We start from the raw sequence: 23,042 nt of genomic DNA, 5'->3' as shown, positions 1-23,042 counted from the left end.
TCCCTTTTTTAGCTCTTTAAACAGTCCCTTTTATTTTTCTATGTCGGAATTAAGATAGATATTCATTACAGGTAAGATAATCCAATAAGCCAAGCTCTTCAGGAAGTACGCCTATTTTATTCTTTATTTTTATATTATCAATATTCATTTCTTCACCGAGTATCGTTACTTTACCGTTATCAACTTCAAGTATTCCACTTATCAAATTAACCAATGTTGTTTTACCTGCTCCATTAGGGCCAACCAATCCGAAACATGATCCTCTTGTTATACTTAAACTTACATCATAAATTACATAAGTTCCGCTATAACTTTTTTTAACTTGTTCCAACAATATTGAATATTTATTCATAAGTTTTTATTTCACTTTTTACTAATTGTTTTATCAAGTATTCTTTTCTTTTTATAAATAATCTCTTAAAAAATTTTACATGTAGAGACTTATAAACAATTACAGAAACTATTGCTAATAAAATAGTTACCGACAGAAGTATAAATTTATTTTCATAAAATAATAATATAACTAAAGCTAACAACCCTTCTGAAAAAGCAAAAGCAAATAATATATACGGTTGTGACACCATAGGATTAAATTGTCCTACTATACTTTTGTAATTAACTTTATAGGTGAACCACATAGAAATTATTGTCCCAAATATGTTTATAACACAAAGTTGATATAAAAGAATCGGAATTGAAATTAATATAATAATAATATTAACAGAATTTATTATTAACGTCCAAATTATAATTGGAATTGTATATACGATTCCTACAATTGAAATAGCAACATTTTTTTGAAATATAGAACTACATAGAGAAATAGGAGCAATGAAGTAAAGCAATAATCCACTCGCATCAAAAGCAAATAAATTACTGGCTAACGGCAGTAAAATTATTATTGGTGTGCTAATCATAATAACATGTCTAAAAAATGTATCTATTTGTGAAATTGAAACAAACCAAACACAAACACAACTAAGTAAAAACCATAATTGTATTCTTGGATTTCTAATTATACAAAAAACATCTTTTACAATAAAAGCGTTGCTTTGGGGAAAAAGATTTAATAGTCTAATAAATAATTTTTCTTTTTTATTAGTTTTATAATTAAATGGAAATAATTTACTCGATAATCCATTTTTTTTAAATCCATATTCGAAGCTGTGACGCAATGTATATAAATAGAAAAGAAAAACAATACCAACTTCACTTATTAGAACAACCCACCATAATACCCCAAGCAATAATTCACCCAAAGCAATATTACTTATTATACTAACAACTAGTATAGGCGGGTAAAGAAAAAACAGTTTGTTAACTTCCTCAAGAGTTACACCCGCATTAAATCCTTTTATCAACAGAACTAATAGAAAAATATTAAATAGAAAAATGATAAGTAAATAAAATAAACCTAAATAATACTTTGTTTTTAAATATCGTTCTCGTGTATCAATAAGTAGTTCAATAATATTGACTATTATTATCAAAAGTATTAAAAATGTTAAGAAAGTCAATAATGAAAACAATATACCAGTTAGACTAGTTATATTAAAAGTGTATAGTAATAAAATAAAAAATGGAGAAAATAAGATGAATCCAACATCAAATAGTTGAAAAATTACATTCATTAATGCAAAATTAAAAATTTTTATAGGGTACCTAAGTATAAGATTTTTACTCAAGGAGTGAGACAAATCTATTCCACCAATAGTCGATAACAATATCCAAACAGTCATTATAGATATAGTAATAATTTCTGATATTAGTAATTTAAAGTCGTCACTTTTTAAATGAATAATAGGTGTATTAAATAAGGAAATTGAAGAAAATAGATTTTCAAGTAAAAAGAGACTAATAAAGATCACTGAAAACAAATATGGGGCATCATTTCTATATTTCAATATATAAATTAATAATCTTCCCTTTAGTTTCAGTACTAGATTTATTTGACTAAATAATTTCATAATAATTTTAATAAGGGGGTCTAGACCCCCTCCATTATATCCATTATTTTTTAGCTATCGCCTTTAAGACATGCTAATGAAAACATTGTCCCTAAAATTGCAAAAGCGAGAAAATTGCCTGTTAGTCCACTACCCAAGGCAGCCATACCTAGGTATGCACATGCTTTTTCTGTAGTACCTCCAGTTACATTATTCATTTTAGTGTATGATAATATTTTCATTTTTTCCTCCTATTATTTAATAACAACCATTTAAATATCCAGCAACTACAGCCCCCATGGCTGCTATTGGATTCCCCATTCCTAAAGCAACACCTAAAATAAAACCAAGAGCTGCACATCCAGCAGTAGAGCCTCCTCCAATAATTTCTTCCATTTGAAAAATATTTAATTCCCTCATATTACACCTCCATTAATTTAGTTAATAATTTCCCCTGCGGCAACAGGGATTAATTACTGCCGCTAATCTGACGCTGCGCATCGTCAGATTTCCATATTGACTCCAGGAGTCGAGAAAACTTTATTTCACCTATTAACTTATCTACCAATTTTCCATGTATATTAAAAAAATAAAATACAGGCGTAACAGTAATTCCAAACTTTGCTTTATATTCTTCTTTATTGACTATGCCAAATTTTATATTGCTCATTTTCATAATATTATTATACTTTTCATACAATTTTTTATTTACAAATTTATTATCAGTTGTTAATAAGTATACATCGACATTTTTCAATTCATTCACTCTTTTATTAATTTCCATTAAATCATACTCACAGTGAGAACAATCCGGCGAAAAATACATTATCATTATGGGCTTAGCATCAACTTTTATGGATAAAGTATCACCCAGCCATATATATTTAATTTCTGTTAACTTAGCACCTATCGGCAAAATTTCTTCTCGTGTTCCAAATATAATTGCAGTAATCAAAACCACCATGAAAAAACATATTACAAATAAATTTATAAATTTCTTTTTCATTGTTATGCTGCTTGCATTACTCTATTTTTAATTTTTTCTTTAAGCATATAAAAAATTATTAATAAGCTTTTTGTAAAACTTACCAAAGGACTGCTTTCTATTTTCGTTCCATAGCAGCCACAATTGGAATAACCAATTATTATTAAATATAAATTTGTCAATACAAAGAAAGTTAATAGAGCAAGTGTAGAATTATATATTAACTTTTTCTTCCAATAATTCATAAAGAAACAAAAACCTATTAAAACTTCACTTATAATTAAAAAAGCTAAAGATATTTTTACTATGCTTACAGGTAAACTGCTAAAAGATACTATGAAATAAACGGTATTTTGTAAATCAAAGAACTTTGCTAACCCAGATAAAGTGAATATAATACCAATAATTATTTCGAATATTTTATTCATATTAAAATGCATTTGTAAAATAAAATAGTATCATTAATTGCAATATTGTTAATCCTATCCAAATACTAAATGTTAAAATAAAAGCATCATACTTATCAATTTTTTTCAGCTTATTAATTCCCATATACACTATAAAAATCCATGATGCTTCATAAATATTTATATTTTCCAAAAATTTATAAGCAACTAAAGAATATCTATCCTTACTAAAAAAATTAGTAAGTGCTCCAGGGATTAATGTTAATAAATCATTAGTATATTCAACTTTCGGTGTAAGCAAAAGAATTACAATTCTAACTATTCCTAAAATGATATAGGGGACATTGGCATAAGCAGCAATCTTAAATACTTCTTTAAAACCTACTTCTACATTTTTTAACAAAAGAGGCATCTGAATAAGTAATGCAATAAATGTAATTTTTATCCATATTAAGAATGGTAAAGCTAAATAAGTATATAAAGAAAATTTTTTTATTATTTCATAAAAATCATCTATTCTATAGCTTTATTTTCTCAGAGAGCATTATTTGATATACTTCATGTGTCATAATATATTTATCATTTATCAAGGTTATAATTAAATACATAAGTGTAATAAATAAATATAACTGCCAATTTTTTAAGGCAGCATCATTGTTTTCTTCAATATTGTATGCTATTGTATTATTCATCTGTTTTATTAGCATTTTCAAAATAATAATAATTTTTCAAGTTAATCCCGAATGAGTTGCCATTTTTAATCAATAAATCAGGTGACTTATATTCTTCAATTCTACCATCCCTAATTACATATAGATAATCGGTTCTCATTAAATTTGATATATTGTGAGTAATTAAGAACACTGCATTATTTTCTGAATAACTTCTTATTGTATTAAAAATAAGTTCTTCTAATTCAAAATCTATTCCGCTTAATCCTTCATCTATAATTAATACCCTTGGTTTAAATAAAAGTGCTCTGATTAATGCGAGCATTTGCATTTCACCACCTGAAAGTTTCCTTCCGTTTTCCCCTAACATTGTATATAATCCATAATTAAATCGTTTTAAAAATGAAGACAGATTTAATTCATCAATTACATCAATCAAAAAGTTGTAATTCTGAATTGTTCTTCCAACAAGGATATTATCTGCTAGTGTACCATTAAATATTTTTATTTCTTGTGGTACAACTCCAATATTATTTCTATAATCAATTAAATCAAATTCATTTGCATTTATTTCATCAAGTAGAATTTTACCATTATTCAATAAATATTTTCTTTGAAGAAGTTGCACAAGGGTACTTTTACCAGAACCGCTTGGTCCCCAAAGTGAAGTAATTCTTCCAACAGGAATTTCCAAGTTTATATTTTCGAATAAATAATTTCTTCCATCCCAGGAAAACTTAGCATTTTCTATCTTTATTTTATTCTTCAATTGAAACTTTCTTGTAGATTCACTTTTCTCTCTTTCAATTAGCAACATATCCATTAATCGAGTTACAGCAATATTTGCACTTTGCAGAGAAATATTAGCATTAATCAATCCATTAATAGATGGTAAAGCACCAATAGTTAATGAATAAGCCGCCATCATTTCGCCAAGTAATAAATTACCGCTTATAATCCATATAGCTCCAAAAAGAAGCATACTAATTGTTATTAATGCCGTTGAAATTTTAGCAAAAAGATTTAATCTTGCTTGAGTAAATCCAAGTTTTTGTACCCTTACTTGATATGTACTGTAAAATATTTTACTGAAGTCAGCAAAGAATTCGGAAGTATTAAACTATTAATATCTTCCATTCCGCTAAGTTTTTTCTTAACCTGACATCATTACACCTATTGGAATATGATAGTTAATATTACAAGCGAATAAAAAATCGAACTTGACTTTTTTACATAATTATATTAAAAAATAGTATGGGATAAATAAAAACTGGTAAAAGAAATTACTGTTTCATCTTAATTGCTTGTATGCAAAAGCATTGCTTCTTCGGTTTTTACTGAAGAATAAAAATGGTTTAATCCTGAATCCGAGAGAATGATTCAGAGGATAGCAAGCTGTCGAAAGCAAAAAAGGGTAAAAATAAAGTAATATATTTTTTTAATATTTTTCATTTTAATCCCTGCAGAAATCTCACAAGTTGATTTCGTTAGTTATAGTATATTTTACAATTCATTATTAGTTATTATTTCTAGTGGTAGAAATATTAACTTGAACTTCGCTCTACTAATCAACATTTGTTTGAAATTAGTTATAAAAATTTCAAAAAATACTAATAAAATGTGATACTCTTTTTTCAATATATTCTGGATAAGAGTAATTCAAATACTTTGCTACTTCGCGTGCTAATTGGCGGAATAAATCATTACTAGCAAATAGTGTTTTCCAGCTATCTTCCAAATTATAATGTCCAAACAAAGAATTTAATTTTTCTAAAACAAAAGTATCAGCCCATTCATCGATAAATTTCCCCATATGCCATACATCTTTTGACCAATTTGACTTAACACCTGCATGCCACTGTATCATGGTTAATAAACTTTCCTTTAAATATGCGTCACGAACTTTAGCATGCCATAGTTCATTACGAAATAATTGCTTTGCTATATGATATGCTTGGTACCAATACATATTAACAGTTCGTATGTATATCTCATTACTAGGAGGAAAGAAATATTGTGGCTTTTTTTGAAATGAGTTGAGCTGTTTAGCTAACCCGTCTTTATCAAGAATTACCCGGAATCCACGTTGAAATGCAAATGGTAAGGTTTTTGTATTAACCATATTCTCCAACTCTTTTACTGTTTGGAAAAAGAAATCTATATTTTTTCCATCTTCAAAAAGTGTTGAAATACCAGGTTGATTTAGAAAAGATAAATTGACAAGCGAAATTAATATATTCCCAATATTACTAAGCCAGTCATTTTTTTGAATATATTGTTTGATATTTATAGCATATATCATAAAATCAATATCAGACCATTCATCAGCAGGAAAAATCTTTCTAGCTTGAGAGCCAAAAATAATGACTGCTCTAATATCATTTTGAGATTTGGCCCATTGTATGAAATTTTTTTCCAATTTTGATAAAATATTTATAGAGGTTTCCATTTTACCGCTCCTATAAAATTTTCATTTTAATAGCATTAAACTTAAGATTATAATCTTTGTTCAATATATTTTGCTAAAGTTGATATGTTTTGAAATAAAGCCAAACTAAAATCCTCATCGTTAATTACAATATTAAAATTTTCTTCTAAGGCAACTGCCAGCGTTACTGTACCAACAGAATCTAATCCTAAAAAGTATAATGAATCATTTTCATTAATGTCTTCTAACGCAATCTTAAGTCCTACCTTTTGAACAATAATTTTTTTTATTTCCCAAACAATTTCATCATAATTCATATATATTCACGAAAAATAGTTAATAACAGTATCAAGTAACTTTTTTTTACCGTTATCACTTATAACTTCAGTAGCTGGTATAGAGAATTTTGATTCGAGATGCTCTATTTTACTATATATTTCTGATGGGGTTAATTTTCTAAAGGAAAAACTTTTATGTCCTGAAAATTTAGTTTCATTAGTATGATCACTAAAGACAAGTAATATTGTTTTTGCCTTCCCCAAAATTTCCAGAGCGTGAATACAATCAGAAACAAAAGAATCACTGTCATTATAATTTATACATAAAATATATGCATCTGGATTAGTGCTAAATAACATTGCAATTGAAGTTAAAGTATAAGTAGGGGAGTAAGTCTCTATTTCGTAAGGAATTATACCAGATTGACCCGCTAAAATAATAATATCATATTTTTGAGTATCCAATAGAAATAATACACCTCTAAATATAGCTGAATATGCATCGATGGGTAGATTTACACTATTTCCATAACCCATTGGGAAGGTAAAATTTACTCCGAACAATTCAGACTGATGCTCTGTAGAAATTGTAGCTACTTTATATCCAGCTTTTGTCATCTCATCATATAAGGTCAATTGTGTCGTAAATTTCCCCTGATTAGAGCTAGTACCAAATATTCCAATCTTAGGTGTACTATGATGTTTATTGAATGCGTATTTTAATAAACTAATATTTCTAATTAAGTCTGGGTCGATAGATGAGTATCTAATAACTAAATTCTTTTTCAATGCTAATTCATATAATTCTTTGTAGGGTTCTTTATAAATTTGAGAAAGACTATAAATATTTTTTCCCATATTTAGTACTTTGAGTGCAACTTCTTTTAAAACATCCTTTTTTTTGATGCGACTCACTTCATCCAAATAACCCAATATGCAAGTGTCAAATTGATTAGTATACAAGTCTATTTTATTTATAGATTCTATAATAATCCCGGTTGGTTCGATACCAATAACATCACCAGAATCACTGCTAATAAGCAACTTTGAAGGTTCATCAAAAATTCCAACTATATCAAAAGGAAGAAGTTTTCTAAATCTTACTAATGAATGCATTTCTTTATTAAACGGATATATTATTGCTCTCTTAATCCAACTAAAATTTTGTTGTTTTATTATATCACCAAATTCTTTACTAATTTCAACACAAGGATTGATTTCATACTTTTCCAACAACTCAGGAATGTTTATTTCAGAGTTTGAAGCTAAAATTTCCTTTATTTGATCTATTCTTACACCTGGAAATGCTTGCATAATGAGAGCAATAATACCTGAAATATATGGCACCGCAAAACTACTCCCAGAAACAAACATACTCCGATTATCCAACCACAAAACTCTTTGATGATCTCCTCGTGCAATTATTTTGTTAGAACCATCATTATTAAAAGAATAGCCATATTTCTTATGAATTTTCCCGGCTTTTACACTGAAGACATTATCAAAAGATGCTGGATATGAGATTAAACCATACGGATTTTCAGCAGCAACGATTACAATATTTCTTTCATATGCTTTGTTACATAATTTTTGAAGCTCGCTATAATCACGTTGTTGGGTCATACCCAAGCTTAAATTGATGATATTCACCTTATCTTCGATTGCAAAATCTATTGCCTTTAGTAAAAGATCATAAGATGAATTAAGTTCTTTATCAAATATTTTAATAATTAGTAGTTCTACCTCAGGAGCATTTTTTGTTATTATTCCAGCACAGGCTGTCCCATGTCCAATAAAATCCTTACAAATATTATTATCGTTCATATTGTAAGTTGAACTAATTGTATAGTCTTTCATTTTATAAATATTTCTATTTAGCATGGAATTACTTTTATCAATTCCTGAATCAATTACTGCTACCTTGATATTAGCGCCAGTAAGTTTTTCAAAAGAAAGTTTAAGCAAGTTATTTTGATTCATATTTCTTCTTCCACCAATTGTTCCATTCCTTCACTGTTGTATAATTTAAGCCAGTAGCTCGCTTCAAATATTTAATAATATTTTCGTTCTCTTCTTTTGTATTCACCCACATTGAAGAAATAGCATAGTATATTTTTAATTCATTAATTCTATTTTTTATTTGTTCAATTTCGAATTGACTTAATAAATCCGGATGATAAAAGGAGTCAAAATAAGAGTAGAATGTTTCTTCAGAAATTTCTCTTGGCAAATTATAAATTATTCTTTTGAGCATATCTAAATAGCGCAATTTATCATCGAACTTATCTATCATCATAATCCATTTATCCATTTCCTCAATGTTCTTAACTATATCAAATTTATCTACGAGTTCCTTGCTTATTCTTCTTGTAGTTTTATAAATAAATTTTATATCATTCCTTGTGAATTGCAATGGGTAAGTAGCCAATGAATCGATTTTATCTTTAACATAATCTTCAAAATATAAATGTGATCTTTTTACATGGTTAAAAAACAATCTTGAAAAGTTAACGAAAAGTAAATAGTCTTCGTCCTTGCCTCCTTCAATATATTTATCTGTAAGATTTATTAAAGAATTTAAAATTTTTTTATTACTAATAATGTAAAGTGGAAACGGAAAATCCGGCAGCACATTACATTTTACATAATAATCTTCATAATCATTATTATTTTCATATTTCTGTATAATATCGGTCGCTTCTCCATGAACTTTTACAGTGTAATATACATCAACCTGATCTCTTCCAAAATATTCATCAAGATAATGAGCTAAAAAATATTCATATATTGGTTCTTGAATAGTTGAAAATGCCCAGTGTGATTTATCAATATATTTTCTTATTAAGTGGGCTGTACCATAAAAAACAATGGCTTTATAATCTCTATTATTATTAAGATTTCGAATTATATTTTTACTAATAATTTTATCCCTTTCTTTCGCAAACCATAAAAACAATTCTTTTCGATATTTTTCTACACCCATCTGATACATGGTAGAAAAATTAATAAATGATGGGGGGTCTTCAACCCCTTTAATAGTCAAACAAATATCTTTATTTGTCTTTTTATTTAATTCATCAATCCTTTTTCTTATGTCTCTTAATTCGAACAAGAATTCAAAATTATCTACGGAAAATTGGTCCCAGCCGCCGAATTTTGTCACCTCATCTATTTGTTCAGTTAAATAATTATCAAAATTTCCATAATCAATTACTTCATTAAATAATAATTGTTTAACAGAATCAGTTTCTAAAAAAAGAAATAATTTGTGAGGAATAGTTTGACCATCAGGATTTTTCTCCAAGCTATCAATCCAGGAATTTAAAATACCACTTACAATGCCTTTGAAATAACCATGTCCATGCATTCCATCACCAAGCATTATAATTCTTTTAGACTTTAGAGACTCAAAAACAAAATTATTTAATGAATCAATGTCAGTAGTTTTAATAACTCGCGGTTTCTCTACTTGCGCTTTGCACGAGTTTATACTTAAAAAAAGTAGTAGTAATAATTTCAACAGATGTTTCATAATATTTTTTCCTTATTATATGTATTGAATAATTCAGGTTTTTCATCCAACAACTTACTATACAAATATGCAGAAGCTTCAAATACTCTTTTAGAAAAATCACATATTTTCGTTGGCTTTTTTGATTCAAGCCCTTCAATAATAAGGCCTTGAGCAACACAAGCCACAGAACAAGAATATCTAACCCAACATTCAGAGCATTTTTTTAGATATTGTACCCATTTTTCTCCAAACTCTTCTAATTTGTCATAATTAATTCCAGTATAAATTGTACCTATTTTGTATTGTTCAAACCCAACAAATCCCTGGCAAACATAAATGCTACCATCTGGAGTAATACTTATTGAGTGACCAGCTCCACAAATTCCATAATAGGTTTTTAGACTACGCATGTGAATATTTTTAATCATTCCCTCGGTAGGAGTAATCCATCTCGAATGACCTTTATTAATAAGGTTATTATAAATTTCTTCATTTACTTTATCAAGCTCCTCTATGTAATTTTCAAAGTCTTTTTCGTTCATTTTATAATCAGAGCAATCAAGAAATGCACTAGGTCCGGTAAAATTTGCTATAACTCTAGTTGCACCCAGACCCCATAGATGATTTATTACATCTTTAAATTTCCTTCCTTTATAAATAGAAGCCTGAATAGTAATTTGACTAGTATTATATTTCATAAAGGTCATTAATCCTTTTATTGTATCATTGTAACTGCCTTTCCCATTTGGATAAATTCGAGATGTATCATGCATTTCTTTTGTCCCATCCACACTAAAACGAACAGAAATATCTTTATTATTAGCAAACCATTTCGCTTTTTCATCATCCATTAGAATTCCATTTGTATTCATAATAAAATTCATAGGTCGTCTATATCTTCTTCTACTGTATTCTACTGATTCCTTTAAAGTATCAAAATTTAACAGAGGTTCACCTCCTATAAAAACAATTGTAAGATTTTCCAAATCGTATTGTAAATTATCAAAAAAATAGTCTAATGCCTTTTTGGCTACTTCTACAGTCATAAATTTATTTTCAGGATTTTTCCCGAATCTACCATATTCAGCTGAACAATATTTGCATCTTAGATTGCAGTCTTGGCTGATAACTAGATATAACCCATTAAATTTTAGATTATTTATTATATCATTTTTCTTAAAAAAATTTCTATTTTGAAGCGATATTTTTTTATTTGTTTTTTTCCTTAAAATAATTTTGTATTTCTTAAGTTCGTTTATTGTTTCATTAATTTCTTTCATAGAATACTGGTTTGAAAATTGTTTTGCAATAATCGATATATCATTGGGTAATTGCTGGACTAATGAATATGTTAATGGAGAAATTTCAGCTAATATTTTTGTGTATATACCATAAGCAAAGTATTTATCTTTATATTTAAAAAAGTGATAATTCTCATTAACGTAATACATTTTTTACCCCATTATCATATAAAAATAATTGAGGCTGCCTAATAAATGAAATAATCAACAGTTAGAATAATTATAAAAACTAAAATTGAGTTATACTTTATTAGGCGGCCAGTATGTATTAAACGTAGGGCTTTATTATGCCCTGTGCACCACCTGTACCTTCTACCGCATCACAAGAATAACCTGGTGTTTGTACCTTTGAAACACACAAAGCTCCAAAACAACCGCCAATTGAAACTCCGTATAGAGCATCACAACCACTACCAATAGCCCCAACATTATTATAACAAGAATCACCCCCGCAATTCAAAGGATCTGTACCAGTTAAGGCATTACATTGCGTGCCGCATACCGGATTAGAACTTGCATTAGCAACAACACATCCGCCAGTGCCACCCCAATAACCACCTCCAGCACCTGATGTATTAAAGCACGACAAGAAACACGAGCTTTCATACAAATAAACCTTATCGCTCGCGTCGTAATTTAGTGGTTTGATAGGTTTTTTTAGAGGTTTCATAAATCCTCCTTGATTAAGGTTAATAATTTATTGATTTATTTCTCAGCAAATAGAGGAATACAATCATAACTTTTTATATGCTGGATTTATCCAAAAGCTTTTCAATTGTATACTCGATAAGTTTTTTAGTCTCCTTGATTATCTTACAATTAGCAACCATCCCTTTTTTTAATTTAAAAGATGCATTCCCCTTTTTAATTTCATTTATATCTATCAAATCAACATATACCGTATATTTAATTTCTTGGCTTTCAGGGGACAGGATTACTTTTTCTACATAACCACTGAAAATTTTATATTTCATATAAGGGAAGGCATTAAAGTATACTTTTACTTTTTGCCCCTCCTTTACATAAGGGATATCTTTATCAGAAGTCATCAGCTTTAACCTCCAACCCTTACTTATATCTACTAATTCAAACAATATTTGTCCTTCAGAAAAAAAACTGCCCAATATTTTTCTTCGGTCAGATAAAAAAACCACACCTGCAGAGGGTGCCAACACAACGCTTCTTTTTATATTTTCTTCCAATAATTTCTTGTTTGCTAATAATTTTTCTATTTCATTTTCAAGAACATTAAGATCATATTTATTGAGCTCTATTCTAGACTTTTGCTCGTCAATTTGTTTTAAATATAATTCTGCTTTTTTTACCGATAGGAGCTTAAACTGAGTCTCAAAAGGAATTATGCCATTTGAAATCAATCCATCTATTTTTTTGAGTAAAGTATCTTCGTGAAGCTCAAGCTTCTTATTGACGAGTTCTAACTTTCCCAGCTCCAATTTTGTCTTGAGCTCTATGTGAGATAATAATAAATCATATTTTACTTTTTCTGCGAGCTCTTTTTTTATAAATAAATCTCTTTCTACTTTTTTCAGTTCTATTAAATAAGCAGTATTGTTAAAAATTACCAATGTATCATTCTCTTTTACATAAGAACCGTCTTCAACAAAGATATTACTGACAATTCCGTTAACCTGGGATTTAATTATAAATTCAGATTTGGGTAATACAATGCCAGAACATTCTATAGTATCGTCTATTACTATTATAAATGAGAAAATTAGTAGTACAATTACCAATGACCCGACAATTAGAATGAAAATCCGTATAAAATTTCGAATAAATTTGAAATGTAATTTGGAGATAATTATACTTTCTTCTTTTTCATAAGACACGTTCAATTTTGTTACCTATTTTAATGTATGAATCATTATTTGATTTTTCTATAATATTCCCGTTTTTTAAAAAAAGTAAGCGGTCCGCTTTACGTAGTAAAGAACTTCGATGTGTAACAAAAACGAAGGTTTTGTCTCTGACAATTTTATCAAGTGCATCAAATATGAAGTCTTCGGACTGTTCATCAATTGCATTAGTTGCCTCATCCATAATTATTATGGGGGTATTCCTCATAATTATTCTTGCTAAAACAATTCTTTGTTTTTGCCCTTGCGATAATAGTGCCCCTCTTTCTCCTATTAAAGTATCATAACCACAGGGTAGTTTTTTTACAAATTCATCAACATAAGCAATTTTTACTGCTCTCTGAAACAATCCGTCATCATCATATTCACCAAAACATGTTATATTTTCTTTGATAGTTCCATAAAAAATAAAAGAATCTTGAAGAAAGAAACTAATATTTTTTCTAAGCGATTTTAATTCAATATCTTTAATATTAATCTGATCAAGATAAACGGTCCCCCCTGTTGGATCATAAAATCTGCCAATTATATAAAGTAGTGTAGTTTTTCCTGTACCACTTGGTCCGGTAATTCCTAATTTAATACCCGGTTCAATAGATAGATTAACTTTATTGAGAATTACTTGGTCGCTGTTGGGATATTTAAATACCACATCGTTAAGTATAATTTCACCTTTAACATTGTCTAATCTAATCGGCTTTTCTCGTTCTTTAATAAAAGATTGATTCTCATAAACCTCAAAAAATCTATTTAGATGAACAAGAGTAACTTGTATCCCTTGAGACATTACAATAATATCTTTAAGGGGGGTATAGAAAAATCCTACATAACTTGAAAATGCCATAAAGGTGCCTATACTCATAGTTCCGTTGATAACATTTGTCCACCCCACATAAGAATAAACTAATGTAGAAATAGCTCTGACAATCCCTAGTACAAAACTTGAGGATTGCTGAACTATACTCAATTTTAATCTGAGTTTTATAGATTCCTGAATAAGGTTTTTGAGTTTATGAAAAATTTTATCTTCGACGCCTAATGACTGAATCGATTTTATTCCATAAATAGATTCATAGTTTTTTGCATTAATATCAGCATCTTTTTCAGCTAATTCTTTCGATAGTGTTTTTATTTTCTTATTCACAAAATGAAATCCAAAAATATCGAATGGTAAAACTATTATACTTAGTAATGTCAATTGCCAATTAATTAATAGAAGAATAAGAGGAAAAATCAACAACTGACAAATATTTATAAACAAACCGTTTATTAGACCAATAACTCCACCAAGAGATGCTTGTGTGTCCGCTTGTCTCGATAAGATTTCCCCAGTTTCATGATTATTAAAGAAATCAAAAGAAAGTAACTGAAGATGACGATAAAATCTTAGTCTGAAGTCCACTCCCATTTCAAATGCAATTCCCATGCTAAAATAATCTTTTGCGATTCCTATTATAGAACTAAATACTGTGAATATTAAAGATAGGATTAATATTAACTCCAGCAGCGAGACATTTTGATTGGGAATAACTTCATCAAAAATAAATTTACTAAATAAAGGAAGTGGTAATGAAAGAAGAGTAATAAAAAAGCTAGAAATTAAATTTTCAATGATATACTTTTTATATGGTAAAAGAAATTTTAAAAATTTGATAAATTGTTGCATGATGAAACTCAAAAATTATAGTTCCCTCAGACTATACATTAACAATTTTGCTGCAAAAATAATGGGGGGGGGGTTAAAATGTCAAGAAAAATTTTTTTTGTGAGCCATCCAGAATGTTAATCACAATAAAAAATTTTTAATTCACTTTGTATTGAATTACTTTTTATTTCCAATCATGTAAAAAATTAATGGGACAAAAAAAACAATAAAAATTGATGATGTTATCATGCCGCCAAGAATACTCAAGCTAAGATTTTTCCAAAAGGTTGTATTGGAATTTAATATTAAAGGCAAAAGAGCAAACATGGTCGTTGATGAAGTAGTTATAATTGCTCTCAATCGGCTTTCTGATAAAATGTATATTTCATCTATTGTTTTTAATTGTTGATTCTTTAATATATAATTAACCATTATAATTGCATTATTTACAGTTAATCCCATTAAGAGCAGCATTCCTGAATAAGCCCCTCTTTCTATGCTAAAATCAAATAACCAAAAAATAAAAATTGAACCTGCAAATGCAAATGGAATAGAAAAGAAAATTATCAGAGAGCTTTTAAAAGATTCAAAAAAGGAAGAAGAAATCATAAATATTATTACCACCGCTGCTAAAAATATTTTTAATATGTCAGATTCACTTTCTAATTCTAATACAATTGGCAAATCTAAAGTTTTAATACTATAACCTGGCGGAATATCAATACTTGCTAATGCAGATTGAAGAAATTGTTGACCAAATTGATAAGGTCCTTTGAATTCATAACTAATATATCTAACATATTGTTGATTTTCTCTGTGAATGGCAGAAAGGATTTTTCTTTCATAAAAATTAATTATATCCTTCACTTTGAAACTCTTTCCGCTATTATCATTTAGTATGATATTTTTTAGTTCCTCTAATTGAACCTCATTATAATTTGAAAACTTTATTTGATATTCAACCCGATTATTTTCTATCTTAAATTTATTATCATCAAAAATGCCTCCAATGTTTTTTGTAATTATTGAAAAAATTTCAGCCAATGTGATATTATATTCTTTTAATTTTTCTCTATCAATTTCTCCGATAATTTCATAAGTCTCTGGTGACCATAAAATTTCTGATTTATCAATATCAACATTATCCACACGAGGATTAATAATAATCTTTCTTCTAAATTCTTCTGCAATTGCTTTGACTTTTTCATAATTATAACCTTTTACAATTAAATTAAACATGCTGCTGGAAATACCTTCGACATTTGAAAATCCTGGACCGAAACCATAAATATATGAGTTCACTCCACCAAGTTGAGTTGCATAAGCAGTAATGTAATTTTTCAAAATATATGGAAAAGAGGTAATAGCTTGATTTTTATCAAATTCTATTCTTAATACAGCATTTTCTTCATCAATAACATTGGTTATAAGATTTTTAAAGTTACTTTTGTATTGTAAAATATCATTTTCCAAATCTTTACAAATATTATTTATCCTTTCTATTCTATTGCCATTAGGAAGCTCAAGTCTGATATAAATATAAGTTTCTTCGCCATAACTCCATATTTCACCTTTTGATATATGATTAAAATATAAATTCAAACATCCCCCCAATGCATAGTTTATGTATGGTTTTATATCTTGATAAAATTCTGAATCAAAGATTAAATTATATATTCCACCAATAAATGGAGTTTCAATCCTATCGGGAATTAACCAAACAGGTAAACCAATTATCAGAACAAGTAATGATAAACTAAATTTCTTGAAACGAATAATCGGCTTTACAATTTTTTTGTATTGCTTATAAAAAAAATCTAAAGTTGATGTAAATAATTCTGTTTGCTTATAAGGTTTATATGTTTTTAGATAAAGAAAAGGAACCACAGTTATTGAAACTATTAGAGAGGCAAATAGATTAGAACTCATACCTAAAGCAAAATGCTTAAAATATAATTTCAACTCACCGGTTAAAAATATTAATGGTATAAAAACAGAAATTACTATTAAAGTAGAAACAAAAAGAGGATTAAATATTTCTTTGATATATACAGTTAAATATTTTATTCCGCGTCCATTGTAATGTTTATCAAGATAATCTAAAACTACAATTGAGTTATCAACAATAAAACCCAGCCCAATTATAAAACATGTTACAGTAATTATGTTCAATGTTAATTTCAATAAATAAAAAAGTGCGAAAGAAAAACTCAACGAAAAGAAAATAGAGATAATAATTATTAACGGATATTTGTAATTTCTAAAAATCAAGAGCAACACTGCGGATAAAATAAAAAATGATAAAATACCATTTTTATAAAGAGAGATTAATTCTGCATTCATCTCTTCACTTTTATCAAGCTCTTTAACAATAATATAATCAAGAGGAAAAATTTTACTGAGCTCTTGAAACTTCTTTTTTACTTTATCAGCAACTTTAAAAGTATTAGCCCCTTGTTCTTTGCTTATAATTAAGTTTACTGTTTCCTTGCCGTTAATCCTATAATATGATTGCGGTTCTTTAAAATCTTCAGTTACATCAGCAATATCTTTAATTCTTATCGTCTGGTTGTTGAATAATTTTTTTACTACCTGATTTTTGATAATCTCCAAATTCTGAATTTCGTTTCTAATATTAATATAAAACTGAAAATTTTGATTATTGATTTTCCCTGCCGACAATATAACTTCAGCTTCTTTAACTGCATTAATAACTTCTTTATTTGAAATTCTCAGGGATTTCATTTTATCATAATTAACTATAACATTAATAATTCTATCAGAACCGCCTCTTATTTCAACATTCGATACTCCGTCAATTGATTTAAGTTGCATCAATACATGGTCAATTAGATATTTTCTTACTTCATTTGCACTCTTATCCGAAGAAATTGAATAAACAAGAAATCCCTGAAGATTCTCAAACTCTTCCGGTATATAAGATGAAATTACAGGTATTGAAATTCCAAATGGCAATTGATGTTTAAGTGCATTTAATTTTTCATTTATTTCTATTCGTGTAAAATTTATATCAACATCTGGATGGAATTCTATAAAAATTTTTGACATACCTTCAGAAGATTTAGAAGATATTTTTTTTATTCCCATTATTGTGGAAAGCTCGGCTTCTACTGGCGATGTCAGGCAAGCTTCTACAACTTCAGGGGAAACATCTGGCCAGTAAATTGAAATCGATAATTTTGGATATTCAACTTTTGGACTTAGTTCAATAGATATATTTAAAATAGATACGATTCCGATAAAAAAAACACCAAATAAAAATATTAATGTAGTAACAGGTCGAGATAAAAATATGTAGAACAATTTTTTCACTAAATGATTATTCTTTTTTTATTTGATTACATTTATTCTCGCATCGTGTGTTAGTGTATAATGTCCCTCAACAATTACTTCTTCATCAGGCTTTACTCCATCAATAATTTCAATGAATTGGTCATTTTCTTTCCCTGTTCTAACATATTTCCATTTTGCAAGATTATTTTCAACAACAAATACTAAAGGTCGTTTATCTCTTATCAGCAATGCGGATTTAGGAATTAATATTCTATCTTTAAGATTATCTACTTCGAGCATAACATTAGCAAACATTCCTGGTTTAATTTTATTTGAGATATTCTGAAGTAATACAGTAACTTTGCAAGTTTTTGTTTCTTTATCCACATAAGGACTGATATAAATTATACGCCCATTAAATTTTTCATAAGGTAAAGAAGGAATTTCTATTAAAGCATTTTTCCCGATATTAATTTTTGGTACATCATTTTCAAGAACACCGACATCAATTTTAAGAGCTGAATTATTTAATAGTCTGCAAAGTTTTTGTCCTGTTTGAATTCTTTGACCTATCACTAAATCACAATCGCCAATAACACCATCAAACGGAGCTTTTATTTTTGTGAACTCATAATTTAATTTAGCGCGTTTATAAGCATTTATTGCACTTGTAAGACCACTCCTGCTTTGTATAACTTCTTCTCTTTTAGCACCAGTAAAAATCAGCTTCATATCGATTTCATTTTTGATGTCATTATATTTTGCCTCATCAATTTTACCCTCAGAAAAATCTTTTTCTAATTTATTAAGTTGTTCTAAATATTCTTTTATTTGGGGATTTTGGGCATTCATTCCTTTGGAAATAGTTGTATCATTAGAATATTCCCTGACTAAAAAGCCATATTCAACTTTTGCATCTGTTACTCTTGCAATTGCATCATTTAATGCAATTTCATATTCACGATCATCCAGACCAATTAATAAATCACCTTTTTTAACATATTTGCCTTCATGAATATTAAGATTGCTAATTATTCCGCTAATATTAGAAGTCAATTCAAGTTCCTCTGATGCTCTTATAATACCGTTAGCATTAATATATAAAATTAAATTTCCCTTTTTGACCTTTTCTGTTTTTACATCAAAAACAACTTGATTAAGCTTATCATAATTAACATTTGCTGATTCATCAATATTTTCATTCACTGAACTTCGGAAGAGAATGAATATTAAAAGTATAACTGAAAGAGAAATTATTGAAACAACTGCAATCCAGAACTTAATTTTCATTTTAACCTCGAAATCAGTTATATTTTTTTATATTGCTGCGATAATTTATCAACATAAGTATAAAGCACAGGGATAACAATCAATGTTAGAAAAGTTGATGTAATTAATCCTCCGGCTATTGCAAGAGAAATAGAAACCCTTAACTGCGTTGCCGCTCCAATTCCCACCATCATTGGAATTAATGCAAAAATAACAGTAAATGAATTCATCACGATTGGTCTAAATCTGTCTTTGCCAGCTTCAATAATTGCTTTTTCGACTGACAATCCCTCTTTTCGTTTTCGTAGTATGAATTCCATTTTAACTACTGCATCATTGTCAGCTATTCCTATTAAAATTAATAAACCAATGACTGAGATAATACTTAGACTTTCACCAAAAATAAAAAGCAAAAGTATACCTCCAATCAATCCTAAAGGAACAGAAAATAAAATTATAAAAGGATATAAAAATGATTCGAATTCTGAAGCAAGAATCATGTACATTAAAAGAACAGAAATTAATAATGCAATATAAAGTTTTGAAAATGCATCTTTTATCTCTTCATTTATTCCTCCAACCAATATTAATTCCTCGTTCGATTTTGGAATACCTGCAATTATATTTTCAATCTTACTTATTATGTCGTCTATATTCACATTTTCAACTTTAGCATAGAGATAAAGAGTTCTTGATTGATCTTCCCTCCAGATTTCATTGTAATTATAACCAAATGAATAATTCACCAGATTTTTAATCGGTATTTTCATATTCTTATTTATCAAATAACTATTAAGGACAGAGTTTATATCTGTAATGTTGTTATTAGAAATTAATACTTTAATTCCAACTTTCTTATCAAAAGAAGAAAAAGAAGTGGCTATTGTTCCTCTTGTTATATTTCGAATTTGATATGCAACTTCTTCTGCACTTAGTCCATAAACAATACATTTATCTCTATCAATTGTTATTGTATACTCAGGATTCCCTTTATCAATTGCAATTCTTAAATCTTTTAGTCCATTTATTTTTGCAGCATTAATTTCATTTAATAATAATTCTGCCTTTGCATAAGCTTTATTTATATCCTTATTCTTTATTTTTATTGCTATATCATCTTCAGAAGGATTTATAACCATTGAATAACTTGTTTTTATTTCCTTGAATGAATATTTGAGGCCTTTAATATCATTAAAAATAATTCTTAATTTTTTTTGAACATCACTATAAAATTTATAAGAATCGAGTTTGATAACGATACTTGCTTTATTGACAGAAACCATTTCTCTATTTAAAAAATCAAAATCATTAACTCTTCCAATATTAGAAACAACAGCTTTTACATGAGGAATTGATAAAATATTCTTTTCAATTTTTGAAGTGTTCTCTGCATTGCCTCTCAATGATGTGCCTGCTAAATATTCAACTTCTACTATAAATTCATCCATTTCAGATTGTGGAATAAATTCTTTCTTCATATTCATAACTGCAAGTATAGTTACTGCAATCAGCAAAAAAGTTATCATTAATACTACTCTTTTATTTTTTAGTGACCATTCTAATAACTTTTCATATTTATTGATGGTAAACTTTAAGAAACTTTCAGCGGCATTAAAGAACAAATCAAATCTCTTCTTCAGAAAAAAGGTTAAATGTATATAAATATAAACGGCAGTAAACTGTATTGATTTAATCGCTGCAATAAAAGGAAATAAAAACCTGTTGAGTTTAGAATCAGGCCTGCTTGATTCTTTTATAAAAGAATAAAAGTTTTGATACCTTTCAATATTTTTAATCAATTTAAAACTATTTAATGAATCAAGCATAGGTATAAGTGTTAAAGCAGTTATAATTGATGATAAGAGTGAAAATGCTATTGCATAAGATTGATCTCTAAAAAGTTCTCCGGCAACACCTTTAACAAAAATAAGTGGCAGAAATACTGCAATTGTAGTTAGTGTAGATGCAACTATTGGCATCGATACTTCATTTGTTCCTTTGATAACTGCCAAACGGTTTGAATCCCCCATTTCTCTGTAACGGGTATTATTCTCAATGACAATTATTGCATTGTCAAGCAACATACCAATTCCAATTGCAAGTCCCCCCAATGATATTATATTGAAGCTAATATTAAAAAGATACAGAAGAAGAATTGTTATAAATAAAGAAGCTGGAATAGTAATTCCAATAATTAATATGTGTTTTAGATTTCTTAAAAAGAAAAAAAGAACCATAACTGCTAAAATTCCACCATAAAAAATTTCCTGTTTAACATTTGATATTGCTTGCTCAATAAATCCAGATTGATCAGAAACAATTAATAATTTATACTCTGGATATTCTTTATGTAGAGAATTTATAGTTTCTTTAACAGTTTGTGCAATTGATACTGTATTAGCATCAGGTTCTTTATAAATTAAAATTCCAACAGCCTCGTATCCATTATAACGTGTAAATCCTTCCCGTTCTTTAAAGTTTTCACTTACACTTGCAATATCTTTTAATAATATTGTGCTTCCATCATAATTTCTTTTAATAATTGCATTTTTAATATCGGTTACATTCTGAAATTCACCTAGTATTCTTAATGAGTATTTAGAGAAACCTTTCATTATTGAGCCGGCAAGTATATTTATATTTGATGCATCTAAAGATCTTTCAATGTCATTGAAAGTGATGTTGTATAAATTCAATTTTACCGGATCAACATTTACTAGAATTTCTCTTTCAAGTCCTCCTGTTATAACTGCTTGAGCTATTCCTTCAATTTGTTCAAATCTTCTTTTAAAAATAGTTCTGCCTGCTTCTTTAAGATTTATCAATCGTTGAATTTCTTCCTGTGGAGAATTGTGTTCAACAAACTCAGGATTAGAAGCATTTAAATATTTTCTTTTTTCATTTGTTGACAAAAATTTTTTCTCTGAATCTTCTTTATTATTAAATGATAACACAAGAGTAAGTATTGGTGCAGCTGCTGGATCCGTTTTTATTATTGTAGGTCTTTCTGCTTCTCTGGGCAACATAATGCTGACATTATCAAGTTTTTCACGAAGAGATAGAATTGCATATTTCATATCAGTGCCCCAGGCAAAATCTATACTGATAATCGACATACCTTCTTTTGATACTGAGGTTATCTTTTTAATTCCTGGTATTGTAACAATAGCTGATTCAAGAGGTTCTGTTATTTGTTTTTCTACTTCTTCTGGAGTTGAATTTCTATAAGTCGTTTGAACTATTAAGCGAGGAATGTTAACATTTGGCAATAAATCAACACCAATACTTGAAAAAGCAAAAATGCTTAGTAATGCAATGCCTGTAAAAAACATTGCAATTGTAACCGGGCGGCGTATGCTAATTAAGCTTATCTTCAAATTTATTCTAAAAATAACTTAATTAATTTTGTGGATTATGAAAAACAGAT

At 28.2% G+C, this 23,042-nt stretch carries 19 protein-coding genes; all 19 read right to left on the bottom strand.

The window, feature by feature from the left end; translation table 11 throughout:
• Positions 1 to 49: 49 nt before the first annotated feature.
• Positions 50 to 334 carry an ATP-binding cassette domain-containing protein gene (locus tag VJY32_RS10380; RefSeq protein WP_353677845.1) on the bottom strand — a complete coding sequence of 95 codons (285 nt, stop codon included), beginning with the start codon at positions 332 to 334 and terminating at the stop codon, positions 50 to 52.
• Between the two features lie 10 nt (positions 335 to 344).
• On the bottom strand, positions 345 to 1,361 hold the full coding sequence (locus VJY32_RS10375) for a hypothetical protein (protein WP_353677844.1): 1,017 nt from the start codon (positions 1,359 to 1,361) through the stop codon (positions 345 to 347).
• A 656-nt stretch (positions 1,362 to 2,017) separates the two neighbouring features.
• Positions 2,018 to 2,188, bottom strand: coding sequence for a hypothetical protein (locus tag VJY32_RS10370; protein ID WP_353677843.1), 171 nt, complete (start codon positions 2,186 to 2,188; stop codon positions 2,018 to 2,020).
• A 16-nt stretch (positions 2,189 to 2,204) separates the two neighbouring features.
• A complete protein-coding gene (locus VJY32_RS10365; RefSeq protein WP_353677842.1) occupies positions 2,205 to 2,366 on the bottom strand; it encodes a hypothetical protein in 162 nt (53 codons plus the stop codon).
• 49 nt (positions 2,367 to 2,415) lie between these two features.
• Positions 2,416 to 2,952: a TlpA family protein disulfide reductase gene (locus VJY32_RS10360; protein ID WP_353677841.1), complete on the bottom strand. Its 537-nt coding sequence runs from the start codon at positions 2,950 to 2,952 to the stop codon at positions 2,416 to 2,418.
• A 2-nt stretch (positions 2,953 to 2,954) separates the two neighbouring features.
• Positions 2,955 to 3,359, bottom strand: a complete 405-nt coding sequence (locus tag VJY32_RS10355; RefSeq protein ID WP_353677840.1) for a MauE/DoxX family redox-associated membrane protein — start codon at positions 3,357 to 3,359, stop codon at positions 2,955 to 2,957.
• Between the two features lies 1 nt (position 3,360).
• Positions 3,361 to 3,741, bottom strand: a complete 381-nt coding sequence (locus VJY32_RS10350) for a hypothetical protein (protein ID WP_353677839.1) — start codon at positions 3,739 to 3,741, stop codon at positions 3,361 to 3,363.
• 281 nt (positions 3,742 to 4,022) lie between these two features.
• On the bottom strand, positions 4,023 to 4,991 hold the full coding sequence (locus tag VJY32_RS10345; RefSeq protein WP_353677838.1) for an ATP-binding cassette domain-containing protein: 969 nt from the start codon (positions 4,989 to 4,991) through the stop codon (positions 4,023 to 4,025).
• A 618-nt stretch (positions 4,992 to 5,609) separates the two neighbouring features.
• A complete protein-coding gene (locus tag VJY32_RS10340) occupies positions 5,610 to 6,458 on the bottom strand; it encodes an aminoglycoside 6-adenylyltransferase (RefSeq protein WP_353677837.1) in 849 nt (282 codons plus the stop codon).
• A 47-nt stretch (positions 6,459 to 6,505) separates the two neighbouring features.
• Positions 6,506 to 6,754 carry a phosphopantetheine-binding protein gene (locus VJY32_RS10335; protein ID WP_353677836.1) on the bottom strand — a complete coding sequence of 83 codons (249 nt, stop codon included), beginning with the start codon at positions 6,752 to 6,754 and terminating at the stop codon, positions 6,506 to 6,508.
• Positions 6,755 to 6,760: 6 nt separating this feature from the next.
• The gene (locus VJY32_RS10330) at positions 6,761 to 8,695 is read right to left on the bottom strand and encodes a S8 family serine peptidase (protein ID WP_353677835.1); all 1,935 of its coding nucleotides are present in this window, start codon (positions 8,693 to 8,695) and stop codon (positions 6,761 to 6,763) included.
• Positions 8,682 to 10,247, bottom strand: coding sequence for a hypothetical protein (locus VJY32_RS10325; protein WP_353677834.1), 1,566 nt, complete (start codon positions 10,245 to 10,247; stop codon positions 8,682 to 8,684). The genes VJY32_RS10330 and VJY32_RS10325 overlap by 14 nt, the downstream gene beginning before the upstream one ends.
• On the bottom strand, positions 10,244 to 11,680 hold the full coding sequence (locus VJY32_RS10320; RefSeq protein WP_353677833.1) for a radical SAM/SPASM domain-containing protein: 1,437 nt from the start codon (positions 11,678 to 11,680) through the stop codon (positions 10,244 to 10,246). The genes VJY32_RS10325 and VJY32_RS10320 overlap by 4 nt, the downstream gene beginning before the upstream one ends.
• Positions 11,681 to 11,798: 118 nt before the next feature.
• Positions 11,799 to 12,200 (bottom strand): hypothetical protein, encoded by a 402-nt coding sequence (locus VJY32_RS10315; protein WP_353677832.1) that lies wholly within the window; start codon positions 12,198 to 12,200, stop codon positions 11,799 to 11,801.
• A gap of 73 nt (positions 12,201 to 12,273) precedes the next feature.
• Positions 12,274 to 13,284 (bottom strand): HlyD family secretion protein, encoded by a 1,011-nt coding sequence (locus VJY32_RS10310; protein ID WP_353677831.1) that lies wholly within the window; start codon positions 13,282 to 13,284, stop codon positions 12,274 to 12,276.
• An 85-nt stretch (positions 13,285 to 13,369) separates the two neighbouring features.
• Positions 13,370 to 15,073, bottom strand: coding sequence for an ABC transporter ATP-binding protein (locus VJY32_RS10305; RefSeq protein WP_353677830.1), 1,704 nt, complete (start codon positions 15,071 to 15,073; stop codon positions 13,370 to 13,372).
• A 156-nt stretch (positions 15,074 to 15,229) separates the two neighbouring features.
• Entirely contained in the window at positions 15,230 to 18,376 is a 3,147-nt protein-coding gene (locus VJY32_RS10300; RefSeq protein WP_353677829.1) for an efflux RND transporter permease subunit, read from the bottom strand.
• A 27-nt stretch (positions 18,377 to 18,403) separates the two neighbouring features.
• The gene (locus tag VJY32_RS10295) at positions 18,404 to 19,636 is read right to left on the bottom strand and encodes an efflux RND transporter periplasmic adaptor subunit (RefSeq protein ID WP_353677828.1); all 1,233 of its coding nucleotides are present in this window, start codon (positions 19,634 to 19,636) and stop codon (positions 18,404 to 18,406) included.
• Positions 19,637 to 19,653: 17 nt separating this feature from the next.
• Complete coding sequence (locus tag VJY32_RS10290; RefSeq protein WP_353677827.1) at positions 19,654 to 22,992, bottom strand: efflux RND transporter permease subunit; 3,339 nt, start codon at positions 22,990 to 22,992, stop codon at positions 19,654 to 19,656.
• Between the last annotated feature and the right edge of the window lie 50 nt (positions 22,993 to 23,042).

Origin of the sequence: Rosettibacter primus (assembly GCF_036860675.1) — a bacterium.
Taxonomy (GTDB): Bacteria; Bacteroidota; Ignavibacteria; order Ignavibacteriales; family Melioribacteraceae; genus Rosettibacter; species Rosettibacter primus.
The sequence above is the reverse complement of the archived record's forward strand: the minus strand, read 5'-3'. Positions and strand labels throughout refer to the sequence as shown.

Coding starts and splice junctions, on each gene's coding strand:
- VJY32_RS10370 (WP_353677843.1), bottom strand. CDS start 2,188: ATGAAAATATTATCATACACTAAAATGAATAATGTAACTGGAGGTACT.
- VJY32_RS10365 (WP_353677842.1), bottom strand. CDS start 2,366: ATGAGGGAATTAAATATTTTTCAAATGGAAGAAATTATTGGAGGAGGC.
- VJY32_RS10360 (WP_353677841.1), bottom strand. CDS start 2,952: ATGAAAAAGAAATTTATAAATTTATTTGTAATATGTTTTTTCATGGTG.
- VJY32_RS10355 (WP_353677840.1), bottom strand. CDS start 3,359: ATGAATAAAATATTCGAAATAATTATTGGTATTATATTCACTTTATCT.
- VJY32_RS10345 (WP_353677838.1), bottom strand. CDS start 4,991: ATGCTTCTTTTTGGAGCTATATGGATTATAAGCGGTAATTTATTACTT.
- VJY32_RS10340 (WP_353677837.1), bottom strand. CDS start 6,458: ATGGAAACCTCTATAAATATTTTATCAAAATTGGAAAAAAATTTCATA.
- VJY32_RS10335 (WP_353677836.1), bottom strand. CDS start 6,754: ATGAATTATGATGAAATTGTTTGGGAAATAAAAAAAATTATTGTTCAA.
- VJY32_RS10330 (WP_353677835.1), bottom strand. CDS start 8,695: ATGAATCAAAATAACTTGCTTAAACTTTCTTTTGAAAAACTTACTGGC.
- VJY32_RS10325 (WP_353677834.1), bottom strand. CDS start 10,247: ATGAAACATCTGTTGAAATTATTACTACTACTTTTTTTAAGTATAAAC.
- VJY32_RS10320 (WP_353677833.1), bottom strand. CDS start 11,680: ATGTATTACGTTAATGAGAATTATCACTTTTTTAAATATAAAGATAAA.
- VJY32_RS10315 (WP_353677832.1), bottom strand. CDS start 12,200: ATGAAACCTCTAAAAAAACCTATCAAACCACTAAATTACGACGCGAGC.
- VJY32_RS10305 (WP_353677830.1), bottom strand. CDS start 15,073: ATGCAACAATTTATCAAATTTTTAAAATTTCTTTTACCATATAAAAAG.
- VJY32_RS10295 (WP_353677828.1), bottom strand. CDS start 19,636: ATGAAAATTAAGTTCTGGATTGCAGTTGTTTCAATAATTTCTCTTTCA.